At 67.9% G+C, this 15,229-nt stretch carries 14 protein-coding genes; 5 read left to right on the forward strand and 9 right to left on the reverse strand.

Annotated features, from left to right (window positions below; translation table 11 throughout):
* Positions 1–35 precede the first annotated feature (35 nt).
* A complete protein-coding gene (locus tag ACFVAV_RS07865; protein WP_379031663.1) occupies positions 36–740 on the reverse strand; it encodes an LppP/LprE family lipoprotein in 705 nt (234 codons plus the stop codon).
* A 238-nt stretch (positions 741–978) separates the two neighbouring features.
* On the opposite strand from ACFVAV_RS07865, the gene ACFVAV_RS07870 reads away from it, so the two are divergent.
* Both ACFVAV_RS07870 and ACFVAV_RS07875 read left to right on the forward strand, forming a co-directional pair.
* Complete coding sequence (locus ACFVAV_RS07870; protein WP_379031665.1) at positions 979–1,341, forward strand: PadR family transcriptional regulator; 363 nt, start codon at positions 979–981, stop codon at positions 1,339–1,341.
* Positions 1,341–2,687: a permease prefix domain 1-containing protein gene (locus tag ACFVAV_RS07875; RefSeq protein ID WP_379031849.1), complete on the forward strand. Its 1,347-nt coding sequence runs from the start codon at positions 1,341–1,343 to the stop codon at positions 2,685–2,687. The genes ACFVAV_RS07870 and ACFVAV_RS07875 overlap by 1 nt, the downstream gene beginning before the upstream one ends.
* A gap of 35 nt (positions 2,688–2,722) precedes the next feature.
* Here the strand turns inward: ACFVAV_RS07875 and ACFVAV_RS07880 are convergent, their stop codons facing one another.
* A complete protein-coding gene (locus ACFVAV_RS07880) occupies positions 2,723–3,106 on the reverse strand; it encodes a DUF1304 domain-containing protein (RefSeq protein WP_379031668.1) in 384 nt (127 codons plus the stop codon).
* A 126-nt stretch (positions 3,107–3,232) separates the two neighbouring features.
* Between ACFVAV_RS07880 and ACFVAV_RS07885 the strand changes: the two genes are divergently transcribed.
* Together ACFVAV_RS07885 and ACFVAV_RS07890 are read left to right on the forward strand one after the other, a co-directional pair.
* Entirely contained in the window at positions 3,233–4,633 is a 1,401-nt protein-coding gene (locus tag ACFVAV_RS07885; RefSeq protein ID WP_379031671.1) for a 3' terminal RNA ribose 2'-O-methyltransferase Hen1, read from the forward strand.
* A gap of 3 nt (positions 4,634–4,636) precedes the next feature.
* Positions 4,637–7,162: a polynucleotide kinase-phosphatase gene (locus ACFVAV_RS07890; RefSeq protein ID WP_379031673.1), complete on the forward strand. Its 2,526-nt coding sequence runs from the start codon at positions 4,637–4,639 to the stop codon at positions 7,160–7,162.
* Positions 7,163–7,205: 43 nt separating this feature from the next.
* On the opposite strand, the gene ACFVAV_RS07895 is transcribed toward ACFVAV_RS07890, so the two are convergent.
* From ACFVAV_RS07895 to ACFVAV_RS07925, 7 genes are all read right to left on the reverse strand, one after another.
* Positions 7,206–8,288 (reverse strand): fatty acid desaturase family protein, encoded by a 1,083-nt coding sequence (locus ACFVAV_RS07895; protein WP_379031676.1) that lies wholly within the window; start codon positions 8,286–8,288, stop codon positions 7,206–7,208.
* A gap of 17 nt (positions 8,289–8,305) precedes the next feature.
* Positions 8,306–9,850 carry an MFS transporter gene (locus tag ACFVAV_RS07900; protein WP_379031852.1) on the reverse strand — a complete coding sequence of 515 codons (1,545 nt, stop codon included), beginning with the start codon at positions 9,848–9,850 and terminating at the stop codon, positions 8,306–8,308.
* Positions 9,851–9,926: 76 nt separating this feature from the next.
* Entirely contained in the window at positions 9,927–10,634 is a 708-nt protein-coding gene (locus ACFVAV_RS07905) for a class I SAM-dependent methyltransferase (protein WP_379031680.1), read from the reverse strand.
* Positions 10,635–10,818: 184 nt separating this feature from the next.
* Positions 10,819–11,511: a TIGR02206 family membrane protein gene (locus tag ACFVAV_RS07910; RefSeq protein WP_379031683.1), complete on the reverse strand. Its 693-nt coding sequence runs from the start codon at positions 11,509–11,511 to the stop codon at positions 10,819–10,821.
* 76 nt (positions 11,512–11,587) lie between these two features.
* Positions 11,588–12,187, reverse strand: a complete 600-nt coding sequence (locus tag ACFVAV_RS07915) for a Uma2 family endonuclease (protein WP_379031686.1) — start codon at positions 12,185–12,187, stop codon at positions 11,588–11,590.
* A 110-nt stretch (positions 12,188–12,297) separates the two neighbouring features.
* A complete protein-coding gene (locus ACFVAV_RS07920; RefSeq protein ID WP_379031689.1) occupies positions 12,298–14,604 on the reverse strand; it encodes an ATP-binding protein in 2,307 nt (768 codons plus the stop codon).
* Between the two features lie 124 nt (positions 14,605–14,728).
* Entirely contained in the window at positions 14,729–15,007 is a 279-nt protein-coding gene (locus ACFVAV_RS07925) for a hypothetical protein (RefSeq protein ID WP_379031866.1), read from the reverse strand.
* On the opposite strand from ACFVAV_RS07925, the gene ACFVAV_RS07930 reads away from it, so the two are divergent.
* On the forward strand, positions 14,955–15,212 hold the full coding sequence (locus tag ACFVAV_RS07930) for an OB-fold domain-containing protein (protein ID WP_379031855.1): 258 nt from the start codon (positions 14,955–14,957) through the stop codon (positions 15,210–15,212). The two genes, ACFVAV_RS07925 and ACFVAV_RS07930, sit on opposite strands and share 53 nt — an antisense overlap.
* Positions 15,213–15,229 lie beyond the last annotated feature (17 nt).

Below are 15,229 nucleotides of genomic sequence, written 5' to 3' on the forward strand. Positions count from 1 at the left end.
AAACCATCAGTTTCGATACCGCCCCGTCCCGGCGTCTAGCGGTGCGGCTGGGTCACTTCCGTCGGCAGCGGCGCACTCATCGTGAGCTTGGAGCCGGTCCAGGTGTAGGTGATCGTCGCCGGGCCGCCCTGCGGCGCGGCGAACGGCTCGTCGGCGACCAGCCACTTGTAGTCGACGGTGACCGCGTTGCCGCTCGCACCGGTGACGTAGGTGAAGGCGTAGGCCTCGGAAGTGGCTGTGCCCAACCACTTTCCGCCGCTGAAGAACAGGATGTGGATCGGCGCGCCCGCCGAGTTGCCACCCACCGCTCGCACCCATAGCAGCTCTCCACAGTTGCCCGGCCGGTCGGCCGAGGCCTGCGAGGCGACCCAGCTGCCGCCCAGGCGGGACAGAGCGTTCTGCACGCCGGTGGAGGCGGGATCGATGCAGCGGCCGGGTCCGCTGATGTCGTCGGCGGGCGCCGGATTCGGGGCGGTGGTGCCCGGCGCCGAGGTCCCCGCGGGCGCCTCGGTCACCGGGGCAGGCGCTTCGGTGGCCGGGGCAGGCGCCTCGGTCGCCTGCGTCGCGCCGGGAGCCTGGGTGGCCGGCGGCTGCTGACCGGCCGACGGCTGAGCGGCGGTAGCCGAGGCCTTGCCGGTGGTGGTCGACGTGGTTGTCCCCGAACCGTTTTCCGCACTGCAGCCTGCCACCGTCGCCGCGGCAATGGCGATCAGCGCACCCATCCGAACTGCGTTCTTCATGATTCCTCGATTCGTGTCCCCGCCGCGCCGATCGCGCGTACTGCTGACTCCATCGGGACCCTGAACAGCCCTGTTAGGCGATATCCGGCGATCCTCACCCTAGGGTGCGAAATCATCACCCCCGGCACCGAATTCGGCCGAGGGCACGCACCCTCGGCCGATTCGTTCGCGGGCACGCAGCGCCTGGATACCTAGATCTGCTAGGTTATGACCTAGCGGTTCTACGTATAGGAGTCCGATGCGGATCGACAAAGACCTGGTGGCGGCGTCGGCGACGCCGTTGGTGCTCGGAATTCTCGCCGAGGGCGAGTCCTACGGGTACGCGATTCTCGAGCAGGTGAACGAGCTGTCCCGAGGGCGGATGCAGTGGACCGACGGGATGCTCTATCCCCTGCTGCACCGGCTCGAGCGGCTGGGGCACGTGACCTCGGCATGGCGCATCTCCGACAGTGGGCGGCGGCGCAAGCACTACCTGATCACCGACTCGGGCCGGGCGGCGCTCGCGGAGCGGCGCGCACAGTGGACCGTTGTCGCCGAGGCGCTGGACCAGGTGTGGCGCAGCACCACGCTGCCGCCGAGCGTGGCGAAGGGATGGGCATGATGGATACCGAGGCGCAGCTACAGGCCCATATCGCGCAGTGGCGCGGCTACGTGCAGCGCCACCGCGCGATCTCCGTCGCCGATGTCGACGAGATGGAAGACCATCTGCGCGAACAGGTCTCGACCTTGCAGGACGCGGGCCTCGCGGGCGACGAAGCGTTCCTGGTCGCGGTCAAGCGGATGGGCAGTCTCGACGCGATATCCCGCGAGTTCGCCCGCGAGCATTCCGAAAGACTGTGGAAGCAGCTCGTTCTGCTGCCCAGCGAGTCCGAAGATGCCGAGCGGCAGGGCAATCGGGAGCTGGTGGTAGTGCTAGCGCTCGCCGTCGGCGCGGCGCTGTCGCTGAAGGCCGGGTTCGCCCGGCTCCAGGACTCGGCCATCGCCGTGAATGTCAGTTTGCTCGTGTTGCCTTTCCTCGCAGGCTATTTCGCGTGGAAGCGGCAGGTCACGGCGAAGGTCGCCGCGGCGCTGGTCCTGCCGTTCGGGCTCGCCGCGCTGGTGCTCAACCTCTATCCCTTCGAGCGTGGCGGGACCACGGAGATCATCGCCGCGATCCACGCACCGATCGCGCTGTGGTTCGTCGTCGGCCTCGCCTATGTCGGCGGCGATTGGCGTTGCGACCGCCGCCGGATGGACTTCATCCGGTTCACCGGCGAATGGTTCGTCTACCTCACGCTGCTCGCGCTGGGCGGCGGCGTCCTCATCGGCCTCACGGTCGGCGCGTTCGCGACGCTGGATCTGGATATCGAGCCGGTCATCGAGGACTGGGTGCTGCCGTTCGGCGCCGCGGGCGCGGTGATCGTCGCCGCCTGGCTGGTCGAGGCGAAACAGAACGTCGTGGAGAACATCGCACCGGTGCTCACCCGGGTGTTCACGCCGCTCACCATCGCGATGCTGCTGGCCCTGCTCGCGGCGTTCGCGACGACCCGCAGCGTGATCGACGTCGACCGCACCCTGCTGATCCTGATGGACCTGATCCTGGTCCTGGTCCTGGGTCTGCTGCTGTACTCGATCTCCGCCCGCGACCCACTGGCCCCGCCCGGCCTCTTCGACCGCCTCCAGCTGGTCCTGGTGATCAGCGCCCTCGCCGTCGACGTGGTCATGCTGGCCGCCATGCTCACCCGCATCGCCGAATTCGGCTCCACCCCGAACAAGGTCGTCGCGCTCGGCATGAATGTGGTGCTCCTGGTCAACCTGGCATGGTCGGTCCGCCTCGGCATCGGATTCTCACGCGGCAGAAAGGGATTCGCCGATCTCGAACGCTGGCAAACCCACTACCTCCCCGTGTACGGCATCTGGGCCGCCGCCGTGATCGTCGCCGTTCCGCCCACCTTCGACTTCGCCTGAGGGGATGCGACCGGGTACGCCTGTCGCGCCGGTGATCAGAGCCGGGCGAGCACCAGCGCGACACAACCGATCAACGGCGGAACCAACTGGATCAGCGCGGCGCGCGCCTTGTCCGGCGACGAAACCAGCAGCACCACACCGGCGGCGACCATCGACCCTGCCCCGGCCAGCACCAGCGCCACCCCGATCCCGGCGTCGCCGAACGCGGTGAACCCCATGCCCGTCGCGGCGACGATCGCGAGAAACAGGTTGTAGAACCCCTGGTTGAACGCCATCTCCCGGGTGGCTTCGGCCTGCTCCGCCGTGATCCCGAACGTCGCCCGGGTCCGCGGCCGCGTCCACTGCAACGACTCCATGACGAAGATGTACCCGTGCAACAGCACGGCGATCCCGACGAAGACCAACGAGACCGCCACCATCACGCCACCTTCCGAAAGGCCCGGCGATTACCGGGCGTGCGCCGCGATTATCTCCCGCCGCCCCCACAGTCGAGACCGCGACGCGCACGCCGGAAATTCACTGGCACGCCATGACAGGATCGGTCTGTGCTGTTGACGATCTCCACCACCCATACCCCGGCGACCGATCTCGGGTATCTGCTGGTCAAACACCCCGACCGGGTGCAGTCCTTCGCGACGACAGGTGGAGCGGCACACGTCTTCTACCCCCAGGCCGATACCGACCGCTGCACGGTAGCGCTGCTGCTCGAGGTGGATCCGGTGGAGCTGGCCCGGCCCGCGAAGGGGCACAACGGCGCCGCGCTGGGCCGCTACGTCAACGACCGGCCGTATGTGGCGTCGAGCCTGCTGTCGGTGGCGCTGGGGAAGGTGTTCCGGTCCGCGCTCAACGGGGCGAGCCGGGATCGCGCCGAGCTGGCTGCCACCGCGATTCCGTTGGAGATCGAACTGCCTGCCGTGCCGTGCCGGGGCGGGACCGAGCTCGTCGCGCGCTTGTTCGCGCCGCTGGGCTGGACCGTGTCCGCCACGACGGAACCGCTGGACCCCGAGTTCCCGAACTGGGGCGATTCCCCGTACACCCACCTGCGGCTGACCGGCACGCTGCGCCTGTCCGAAGCCTTGAACCACCTGTACGTGCTGCTGCCGGTGCTCGATGACACCAAACACTATTGGGTCTCCGAGGACGAGGTCGACAAGCTGCTGCGCGCCGGCGACGGCTGGCTCGGCAGCCACCCCGACCGCGAACTCATCGCCCGCCGCTACCTGGCCGGGCGACGAACGCTGACCCAGTCCGCCCTCGAACGCCTGCGCTCCGCGGACGACCAGGTCGACGACGCGGAGCCCGAAAACCCCGGCGCCGCCGTCGAACGCATCGAAGCGGCCGAGCGCCGCACGCCCCTCGTGCAACTGCGCAGGGAGGCGGTGCTGGCCGCCCTGGCGGAGACCGGAGCAACTCGCGTGCTCGATCTCGGTTGCGGCCCCGGCACATTGCTGCTCGCGCTGGAGGCCGACCACCGTTTCACCGAGATCGTCGGTGCCGACGTGTCGAGCGCCGCGCTGGCGATCGCGGAGCGGCGGTTGCGGTTCGACCGGATGTCGGACCGGCAGCGTGCCCGGATCACGGTGATCCAGTCCGCACTGACCTACCACGACAACCGCCTGCGCGGTTTCGACGCGGCGGTCCTGATGGAGGTGATCGAGCACGTCGACGAGGCCCGGCTGCCCGCGCTCGAACGCGCCGTCTTCGGCCACGCCGCACCCGGCGCGGTGATCGTGACGACACCGAACGTCGAGTACAACGTGCACTACGAGACCCTCGACGGGCACCGCCACGACGATCACCGATTCGAATGGAGCCGTGCGGAATTCGCCGCCTGGGCCGCCCGCGTCGGCACATCCTTCGGCTACACCGTCGACATCCGCCCCGTCGGCGACAACGACCCCGACGTCGGCTCCCCCACTCAGCTCGCGCTCTTCCGGAAGGCCTGATCCATGAACCTCGACCTTCCCGAACTGTCCCTCGTCGCGCTGATCGGTATCTCCGGATCCGGCAAGTCCACCTTCGCGCGCGAGCACTTCAAGCACACCGAGGTGCTGTCGTCGGACTTCTTCCGCGGCTTGGTCGCCGACGACGAGAACGACCAGTCCGCGACCACGGACGCCTTCGACGCCCTCCGCCACATCGCCGGACTCCGGCTGCGCGCCGGGAGGCGGGTCGTCGTCGACGCCACCAATGTGCAGAAGCACGCGCGAGCCGAACTCGTCGCGCTCGCACGGTCTTTCGATGTGCTGCCGGTCGCGATCGTCCTCGATACGCCCGAAGCCGTCGCCTGGGAGCGGACCAAGGATCGCGACGACCGCGAGTTCGGCCGCCAGGTGCTGCGGCGGCAGAGCCAGGATCTGCGCCGTTCGCTGCGCGACCTCGGCCGCGAGGGGTTCCGCAAGGTGCACGTCGTCACCGATCCCGCCGACGTCACCATCACCTACGAACGCGCGTGGAACGACCGGCGCGAACTCACCGGGCCGTTCGACATCATCGGCGACGTGCACGGCTGCCGGTCCGAATTGGAAAGCCTGCTGGGCGAACTCGGCTGGCAGCTGATCAGGGACGCGGCAGGGCGGGCGGTCGACGCCACACATCCGGCGGGACGCCAGGCGGTGTTCGTCGGTGACCTCGTCGACCGTGGTCCCGATTCACCGGGCGTGCTGCGGCTGGTGATGGGGATGACCGCCAGCGGTGCCGCGCTGTGCGTGCCGGGCAACCACGAGCAGAAGCTGCTACGGAAACTGCGCGGGCGCAAGGTAACCGTGTCGCACGGGCTGGCGGAGACGCTGGAACAGCTGACGGACGAGCCACCGGAGTTCGTCGAGTCCGCGGCGCGATGGATCGACAAGCTGGTCAGCCACCTGCGCCTGGACGACGGACGCTTGGTGGTGGCGCACGCCGGGCTGAAGGAGGCGTACCACGGGCGAGCCTCCGGCAGGGTCCGTGACTTCTGCCTGTACGGCGAATCTACCGGGGAGACGGACGAATACGGCTTGCCAGTGCGGTACCCATGGGCACGTGACTATCGCGGTTCGGCGATGGTCGTATACGGGCACGTGCCGACGCCGAAGGTGGAGTGGGTCAACAACACCGTCTGCCTGGACACCGGTGTGGTCTTCGGCGGTGAGCTGACCGCGCTGCGTTATCCGGAGAAGACGTTCGTGTCGGTGCCCGCCGAACGGATGCACTACGCGCCGGTCAAGCCGCTCGGCGACGCCGAATCCGCCCGCGACGCCGAAACACTCGACCTCGCCGACGTCACCGGTCGCAGGCATCTGCGCACCGACTACGGCACCGTGCTGGTCGAAGCCGAGAACGCCGCTGCCGCACTGGAAGTGATGAGCCGGTTCGCGATCGATCCGCGGCTGCTGCTGTGGCTGCCACCGACCATGTCGCCGCCGTCGACGTCGACGGTCGAGGGCTATCTCGAGTATCCCACCGAGGCGTTCGCCGACTATCGCGCGGCGGGCGTGGAGCGGGTCGTGTGCGAGGAGAAGCACATGGGCTCGCGGGCCGTTGTCCTCGTCTGCCGCGACGAGGCCACCGCCGCGGACCGATTCGGGATGCCCGATGGCCGCTCCGGTGCGATCTATACCCGCACCGGACGATCGTTCTTCACCGATGCGGCGCTGACAGAGACCCTGCTGGGTCGTGTCCGTGCCGCTGCCGCACCGCTGTTCGACGAACTGGACACCGGCTGGCTGCTCCTGGACTGCGAACTGCTGCCGTGGTCGGCCAAGGCGGGCGGATTGATCCGCACGCAGTACGCGGCCATGGGTGCGGCCGCGCGGTCGGCCCTGCCGCCCGCTGTCGCCGCCCTGGACGCCGGACTCGCACGCGGTCTCGACCTCGGTGACCTCCGCGCTCGCACCGCGTCCCGCGCCGACAACGCGACGGGCTTCACCACCGCCTACCGGCGATACTGCTGGCCGACAACGGATCTAGACGGTATCCAGATCGCTCCGTTCGCGGTCCTGGCGGCCGAGGGCGCGAGTTATGCGGGGCGCGACCATGGTTGGCACCTCGACCTCTGTGACCGTCTCGTCGCAGCTGATCCGCAGATGTTCCGGCGCACGGAGCGTCGTGTCGTCGAGCTGGCCGATCCGGTCGCCGAGGCCGAGGCGACCGCCTGGTGGCTCGAGCTCACGGAGGCAGGCGGCGAGGGCATGGTCATCAAACCCTATGCCGGATTGACACACCGCGCGAAGGGCAAACTCGTCCAGCCGGGCATCAAATGCCGTGGGCGCGAATACCTGCGGATCATCTACGGGCCTGACTACACCGCACCGGAACACCTTGCACGCCTGCGTGATCGGACTCTGAGCCGCAAACGTGGTCTCGCGATGCGGGAACACGGCCTCGGCTTGGCGGCGCTCGACGCCGTCGCCGCCGGGGAGCCACTGTGGCGGGTGCACGAGCTCGTGTTCGCCATCCTGGCAATGGAATCGGTGCCGACGGACCCGCGGCTCTGACCGAGGCCCGCCCGCACCGAACAGTGCGGGCGGGTCGTGGTGGTTAGTCGACCAGTTGCGGTGACGTCCGAGTCTGGCGGCCGACCTCGTCGAGGTGACTCAGCGCTTGAACGTAGGACTCCACGAGACCGGTCTCGCAGTACGGCACACCGATTTCGGCACAGTACCCGGCGACGATCGGCTGGGCCCGGCCCAGATTGGCGCGCGGCATCGATGGGAACAGATGGTGTTCGATCTGATAGTTCAGCCCGCCCAGGGCGGTATCGACGAGGAAGCCGCCGCGGACATTGCGGGAGGTGAGCACCTGCCGGCGCAGGAAGTCGGTGTTGTCACCTTCCGGCAGCACCTCCATCCCCTTGTGGTTGGGCGCGAACGTGCAGCCCATGTAGAGCCCGAACAGACCCTGCTGAACAGCGATGAACACCAGCGCTTTTCCGGGCGGGAGCACCAGGAAGACCGCGGACAGGTAACCGACGCCGTGCGCGGCGAGCAGCGCGCCCTCCCACAGCCGATTCGGGATGGGCCAGCGGAACACCGCCCGCACACTCGCGTAATGCAGGCTGCCGCCTTCGAGCAACAGCATCGGGAAGAACAGCCACGCCTGGTAACGGAAGATCAGCCGGCGGATCCCTGTGCCCGCCCGGGCGCGATCACCGGAGAAAGCGAGAATTCCCATCACATCGGGATCCGCGCCCTCGGTGTTGGGGTGGGCGTGGTGCCGGTTGTGATTGCTGGTCCACCAGCCGATACTCAGCCCGATGGCGAGGTTGCCCGCGATCAGGCCGTACAGGTAGTTGGCCCGCCGGGACGCGAAGATCTGCTTGTGCCCGGCGTCGTGCCCCAGGAACGCGATCTGCGAGAACACCGCGGCCAGGAACACCCCGACGCCCAGCTGCCACCACGAGTCACCGAGGACGAAGAACGCCGCCCACCCGGCGACGAACGCCGTCGCGGTGATCGCGCTCTTCCACCCGTAGTACCGCAGATTCCGGTCCAACAGGCCCGCCGCCCGGATCCGGCGCAACAAGATCGAATATTCACTGCCGCGCACCGGGACGACATCAGAGACAACTACCACCGCACCAGCATGACGGATGGAGACCACCACCAGGTGAACTCGGCCCATCTACGCGACAATCGCGGCTACTTCGAGTCTGTCCTGCTGCGTTCGGTATCGAGCGCCGTGAACACCGCCGCGGCGAGGATCATCACCGCCGAGACCAGCAGGGCCACATCCAGCCCGTGATGGAAGGCGACCTTTCCGGTGTTGAGCACCTCGTTCACCTTCGACAGGTATTGCAGATACGGGCCGATGTCGACGCCTTCGGGGATGCGGCCGCGTTCCACGGCTTGGATGGCGTCGGGCTGCAACGTGGTCGGCAGACCCAATTCGGTCATCCGCGCCCGCAGGTCCGCGGAGAGGAACGAGCTCACCAGGACACCGAGCACCGCGACACCGAACGCCGAACCGACCTGGCGCATCGTATTGGTCACCGCGGCGGCCATCCCCGAGTGCTCCGCCGGGACACCCGACATCACCGCCGACGTCAACGGCACCACCGCGATCCCGAAACCGAACCCGGCCACCGCCATCGCCGCCGCCAGCCACGGATCGTGCAGGGTCCCGGACAGCTCGTGGCGGGTCAGCAAAATCCCGCCCGCACCGAGTACACAACCGACGATCATGGGAATACGCGCGCCACGACGCGCCACCCAATAGCCCGCGGCCAACGACCCGATCACGATGGCGACGGCCATCGGCACGAAGACCGCGGCGGTGCGCGCAGCCGAATACGACTGCATCACTTGCAGATACAACGCGGTGAAGAAGAAGATCGAGAAGATGCCGAAATAGACGGCGAAGGCGACCACCAGCGCCCCGCGCACGGCCCGCAGGCGCAGGTAGCGGAAATCGAGCATCGGTGCGCGCGCCCGCTTTTCCACGACCACGAACCCCGCGAACGCGATGCCGCCGAGCGTGAACAGCCCCAGCACCGACGGCGCCGTGTAACCCCGATCCTGACCGACGGTCGCGGCGTAGATCACGGACCCGAAAGCCGTTGCGCCAAGAACCGCTCCGGCCCAGTCGACCGGCTCCTGACGAGGATCCGAGCTCTCCGGGATCGACCACAGCGCGGCGACGAGCGCCACCGCCCCGATCACCAGGTTGAACCAGAAGATCGAGCGCCACCCGTAGGCGTGAACCAGCACGCCACCCAAGACCGGACCCGCCGCCAGCGCCAGTCCGGACACCGCCGCCCACACCCCGACCGCCTTGGCCCGCGCCTGCTCACCCGGGAAGATGTGGCGCAGCACCGACAGGGTCCCCGGCTCCGAGGCCGCGGCACCCAGTCCCATGATCGCGCGACCGGCGATGAGCATCGCGACGCTGCTCGCGAGCGCGGAAACCACCGATCCGGCGCAGAAGATCACCAGACCGATGATCATCACCCGCTTGCGCCCCCACCGGTCACCGAGCGACCCACCCGCCAGCATCAGCCCGGCGAAGACCACGGTGTAGGAGTTGACCACCCACTGCAGCAACGTCACATCGGTACTCAACTCACGCCGGATATCGCCGAGCGCAACACTGACCACGGTGGTGTCCAAGAAGGTCACGAACACCACGGCGACAACTGCTGCCAGAGCGACTCCCGGCCGCGCCGGGGTACCCGGCGCCGTGCCCATCGGTCTCACGGGCTCAGGCTACCGGCGAGTTCGACCGCCCGCTGACCGAAAGGTCATCGCACCCCGACGCACGACGTCACCAGGCGTAATACGACCTGACCGACGGCTGTCCGGTGTAGCCGGGGCCGGCGGTGTCATCGGCACCCAGATAGGTCGCGGGGAATCGGGGCGATCGTGGGCCCTGTCCCCGCAAGTGCCGCTTTCGCCGGTCATAGGTCATGCCGCTCGCGCGCAACGCATCGATGACGACAGTGCCTGCCGGTGCACCATCGGCGGTCAGGATCTCATCGGGGTCGAAGTCGGCGGCGAACAGCCCGCCCGGCGCGATCCAGCCCGCCATGGCCGAGACCGCGGCCAGTTTGTCGCCGATGTAGTGCAGGCCATGAACACAGGTGACCAGGTCGGCGGGCCGGTCCGGTGTCCAGGTGGTAGCTGATGCGGTGATCAACCACAGGCGAGGGGTGCGTGGCCGGGCGAGAAAGAAGTCGACGAGGTCGATGCCGATCAGGGTGACCTCGGCCTTCGGAAACTCCTGCGCGAAACGGGCTTCCGCTTCGAGCAGGGCGCGGCCGGACCCGCAGCACACGTCGATCCAGGTGACCGCGGCGCGGGAATCGCCCCGCACCCGATCGACCAGTCGCTCATACGGATCGAAACCGAGTTCCCGCGCGTAGCTGTTGACACCCGCGAGCCCGCGTCCGCGATTCATCGCATTGTTCGCGACCACCGACGACAGTTCCAGGGTGACGTCGTCGAGCAGGCGAGGCACGGAATCCGATGGCACCACACCATTCTCGTCGCTGCCGACCTGCTGAGGCGAGCCGGCCTCTGTCACGTCACCCGTTCTCGACGCGGCAGAGGCGAACAGCCCAGTGGCTGAGGGTCACTCGTCGGTCACCTTTTATCCCTTCGAGCTCGCGGAAACGGCGAACGAGCACTGTGCCCAGACCGCCCGGGAGCGTACGGAGTCACTGGTCACGGACCCACGGCCAGGTCATCAATGCCCAGACGGTGATCAGTAGAAGGGCCACTGTGCCCAGGTACCAGGGCCAAGGGCCGAGTACGTCGAGCAGCGACGCCGTCGCGGGTTTCGCGTTGACGAATCCGTAGTTGGTACCGGCCACCGTATTGAACGCGAATGTCAGCGCGGCCCACACCGCGGTGACTCCCACGGCGATTCGATAGCTCCGCCAATCCGGATGCATGCCGATACCCCAGGTGAGATAGATCGCGGCCCACACCACGGCCAGGTGGATCGCCCAGAAGGCGAGGAACTCCTTGCTCGGGAAGTCCTGGCTCTGCAGAGCCGGTGATATCAGCGCCTGCGTGCTCAAGGTGAGGCACCAGTAGTAGGTCAGCGCGTACGCCCAGCGTCGGTGTGACCACAATGCGTATCCGGCGACCACGGTGGCAAGATCGGTCAGCCGCAAGGGGACGGAGCGCTCGATGGTCGGAGGGATCATGGTGTAGAGATAGATCGCCGCATAGATCGCCAGCGTCAAGACACCGAATGCTCGGCTGAATCGTCGTGCGGCGGCGGCACTTCGGTGCGTGCGCCCGATCCAGACCATGAGGATCGCCCCCACCACGAATATCGCCAGGACAATCCAGTGCGACAGTCCGTAGCCGGTGAATTCCCGCTGCGCCGAGAGCGCGTCCACACTGTCCCAGTGTAGTGATCACGAGCGTCGAACTCGCCTCATGCCACGGGCGAGCCACCATTCGGCTCGGCCGCGGTCAGGCTTGCTCGAGGATGTCGAACGGGATGGTCACCTCGACCGGTTCGTCGAGAAGGAGAACCCTGCGGTGCACGGTGTGCGCCCGGTACCGGCGACCGGACCAATCGAGGCGGTACTCCTCGATCTCCTCGATCCGTTCCTCCTTCTGATCCAGCCTGACGATGAGGTAGCGCGGAATCCCCGCGGCCGCATACTGGATCCGTTTGTCGGTGATGTCGGCGTCGATCGTCGATTCCGAGGTCACCTCGACGACCAGCAACAGGTGGTCCCGCACCGAGTTGACGTCGTACGGTTCGCAATCGCGAATCCACACATCGGGGTAGCGGATGTTCAACCGCCGATCGGCCGCCGTCGATTCGGCATCGGAGAATCGAGCCGCGACGTCGGAATCCACGACCATGCAAGGGCCGCCGTCGCGCCGTCCCGCCTCGAGCAACCCCGCAAGTCGCCGAACCACCCGGCTGTGCAGCGGGCTCTGCGCCATCACCTGCACGACCCGGCCGTCGACGATCTCGATGTCACCCAGCTCGTCCGCCGCGCCATCCATGAACTCTTCAGCGGTCAGTCGCTGTTCACGATGCTGGTCGGGGGTGCTCATACCGCACATCATTGCAGGTGGGCGACAAAGTGTAGAAACGGAACAGGTTGATGTAGCGCTTGATCTCACGGGGAGTCGTCGCGGCAAGACTCGGTAGCTACCTCGAGTTACTACTTCTGGTTCTGGGCGACCACCCAGGCGGCGACCTGGGCGCGGGTGGTGAAGTGCAGCTTGCTCAGGATGTGCTCGACATGCCCTGCTGCCGTGCGCTGTGAGATGACGAGTTTCTCGGCGATGGCCCGGTTGGTCAGGCCCTGCGCGACGAGTTCGGCGATCTGCTTCTCGCGGCGGGTCAGTGCGGCCATCGCGGCGGGCAGCTCCGCCGCCGCGGCCGGATTCTCCTCGAGTGCGTAGGCGAGCGCCCCCTCGATACCGAGCTCGTGGCCCCGGCGCAGCGCCGCATCGAAAGCGCGCTGCCCGAGCGCACGCGTGGCGGACTGCTGCGCCTGCTGGTGATGGCCGAACATCTCGAGAAGCTTGACCGACTGGCTGCCCACGGATTCGGCGACCGACATGGCGGCGCCGACCAGCACCGCGGCCCGCTGCGCCTGACGCTGCTCGGCCATGACGAAGGCCAGGACCGCCAGACCGCTCGCGACGCCCGACAAGTCGTCGATTGTCCGGGAGTATCGCAGACTCTCCTGCACGAGCACTGCCCCGCGTTCGAGATCGCCGCGCTCGACCGTCGTAGAGGCGAGCTGGGACAGTGCGTAGGACCGATAGACCGAGTCGCCACGCGCTGTAGTGATTGCCAGCGCCTGCTCCTGGTAACCCATGGCGCGGTCCGTGTCCTGCAGCAGACCGCAGGCGGCGCCGAGTGCCAGCAGGATCGACACCTGATGCAAGACGTCACCGGCGGCTTCGAACACCGGCAGCGCCTGTTCGCAGTGCGTCACCGCACCGGCGAAGTCGCCGGAAAACAGGGACAGCAGTCCACGCGCACCGCTGACATAGGCGCCGAACACCTCGTTGCCGCGGGCCAGCACCCGCGCCTGCTCGATGCGCGCGGACCCGGACTGGATATCGCTCTGCATCGCGGCCAAGATCGTGTCCGCGCTCAGTGCCGCGATGTGTTCCAGCGTGGCACCGCCCGTTCGCTCCAGCGCGCGCCCGAGCCAATAGCGGGCCTCGCTGACCCGCTGCCGCGCGACCCAGAACTCGTACAGGCCGACCGCAATCCGTTCGGCCGATCCCACCTCGCCGGGCTCGGTCAGGGAGAACTCCAAAGCCTCACGCAGATTGGGCTGTTCCCGGTTCAGCCGATCGATCCAGTCCAGCTGTTGCGGTCCCATCCACTCGGCGTACGCCCGCAGCGCCAGCCGTTCGAACCAGTCGCGGTGGCGGCGCTGCAACGCCTGCTCGTCACCGCTGCCGCGCAGCCGTTCCCGGCCGTATTCGCGCAGCGTTTCGAGCATCCGGTACCGGATGCCGTCGCCGCACGCCTCCCGGATCAAGATCGACTTGTCCACCAGTGAGCCCACCAGGTCGAGAACGTCGCCGGGATCGAGTCCGTCACCGCAGATCGCTTCCGCGGCGTCCAACTCGAAGCCGCCCGCAAACACCGTCACACGCGCCCACAGCTCGCGCTCGCGGTCGGTGAGCAGGTCGTAGCTCCAGTCGACGCACTGGCGCAGCGTCTGTTGCCGGGTCGGCGCCGCGCGACCGCCGCCGATCAGCAGCCGATATCGGTCGCCGAGCCGTTGCAGGATCTGCTCCGCCGACATCGCCCGCAGCCGGGCCGCCGTCAACTCGATGGGCAGCGGCAGGCCCTCGAGCCGTCGGCAGATGCGTGCGACGGCGATCTTGCTGTCCTCGGTCAGTTCGAAGCCGGGGACGGCAGCACGCGCGCGGTCGACGAACAGGGCGACCGCGTCGCACCGCAACAGCATGCGCAGGCTCGGCGACCGCTCCGCCCCGGGAACCGACAGCGGCGGCACCGGGACCACCGACTCCCCGCCGATACCGATCGGTTCCCGGCTGGTCGCGAGGATGTGCAACCGGGGCGCGGCGCGCAGCAGCGATTCGGCCAGCGCGGCGATCGCGTCCACCAGGTGCTCGCAATTGTCGAGCACCAGGAGCAGATGGCGGGAGGCGATGTGGTCGACGATCAGTTCCAGCGGGGGCTGGGCCGTCGGCCCGGTCAGTTTCAAGGCGGACGCGACGGCCCCGGCCACCAGTTCCGGCTCGGCAACCTTGCCGAACTCGACCAGCCAGACCCCGTCGTCGAACGCCCGGCGGACCTCCTCGGCCACCCTGATCGCCAATCGGGTCTTGCCTACCCCGCCGATCCCGGTCAAGGTCACCAGCCGCGACTCGGACAACAATTGCCGGACCTTGCCGATCTCACGTCCTCGGCCGACGAAGTGAGTCAGTTCCGCGGGGAGATTCCCCAGCGTGCCCTGGGTGTCCGGCTGCATCGGGCATGCCTCACATTCGGTGGCGATAGGGTCCCAAGCGCCAGGTTACGCCGTGTTTCCCTCGCAAAAACAGGTATATCGACCGTCCCCGTGACGCCCCGGACAGAGGACGCTGAAGCAAGCGTCAGCACCACCTCACGGAGGCCATCATGTACCCACCCGATCCAGCGAACTGCGGCAGAACCGGCGAAGTCACCGCCCAGCCCGGGCGAGACAGGTTGATGATTCGCCGGTGTACAGGCTGCGACAAGCTGCTCGCGCCGTTGGCTGCCGACTGCTCGTCGTGCGCATCCGACAGCCTCGAGTGGCTGCCGTCCGCCGGCACCGGTTCGATCGTGTCCTGGCGGGTGGTGGATCGCGGGGCGACCGGAATGGGCAGCGAGGCGCCGTTGACGATCGCCATTGTCGAACTCGACGAGGGGCCGTGGGTCTACACGTCCATCGAAGGGGAAGTCCCGGTGCTGCGGGGCGGCCCGGTGCGGGTGCACTTTCAGCCGTGTCCGCCGGAGGACAGGTTCCCCGTCTTCGCCGTGAGCACCGATCTCCGCACGCCGGGCGAGCAGCGCACATCCGCCGACCGGATCAGTACGACACTCGCCGCGACATAGCGGAGCCGAGTTGCCCG

The sequence above is a fragment of the Nocardia sp. NPDC057663 genome (assembly GCF_042799895.1).
Taxonomy (GTDB): Bacteria; Actinomycetota; Actinomycetes; order Mycobacteriales; family Mycobacteriaceae; genus Nocardia.

What these genes read in the sequence shown, in the direction of transcription:
- ACFVAV_RS07865 (WP_379031663.1), bottom strand. Translation starts at nt 740, where the DNA reads ATGAAGAACGCAGTTCGGATGGGTGCGCTGATCGCCATTGCCGCGGCG.
- ACFVAV_RS07870 (WP_379031665.1), top strand. Translation starts at nt 979, where the DNA reads ATGCGGATCGACAAAGACCTGGTGGCGGCGTCGGCGACGCCGTTGGTG.
- ACFVAV_RS07875 (WP_379031849.1), top strand. Translation starts at nt 1,341, where the DNA reads ATGGATACCGAGGCGCAGCTACAGGCCCATATCGCGCAGTGGCGCGGC.
- ACFVAV_RS07880 (WP_379031668.1), bottom strand. Translation starts at nt 3,106, where the DNA reads ATGGTGGCGGTCTCGTTGGTCTTCGTCGGGATCGCCGTGCTGTTGCAC.
- ACFVAV_RS07890 (WP_379031673.1), top strand. Translation starts at nt 4,637, where the DNA reads ATGAACCTCGACCTTCCCGAACTGTCCCTCGTCGCGCTGATCGGTATC.
- ACFVAV_RS07895 (WP_379031676.1), bottom strand. Translation starts at nt 8,288, where the DNA reads ATGGGCCGAGTTCACCTGGTGGTGGTCTCCATCCGTCATGCTGGTGCG.
- ACFVAV_RS07900 (WP_379031852.1), bottom strand. Translation starts at nt 9,850, where the DNA reads ATGGGCACGGCGCCGGGTACCCCGGCGCGGCCGGGAGTCGCTCTGGCA.
- ACFVAV_RS07915 (WP_379031686.1), bottom strand. Translation starts at nt 12,187, where the DNA reads ATGAGCACCCCCGACCAGCATCGTGAACAGCGACTGACCGCTGAAGAG.
- ACFVAV_RS07920 (WP_379031689.1), bottom strand. Translation starts at nt 14,604, where the DNA reads ATGCAGCCGGACACCCAGGGCACGCTGGGGAATCTCCCCGCGGAACTG.
- ACFVAV_RS07925 (WP_379031866.1), bottom strand. Translation starts at nt 15,007, where the DNA reads ATGGCGATCGTCAACGGCGCCTCGCTGCCCATTCCGGTCGCCCCGCGA.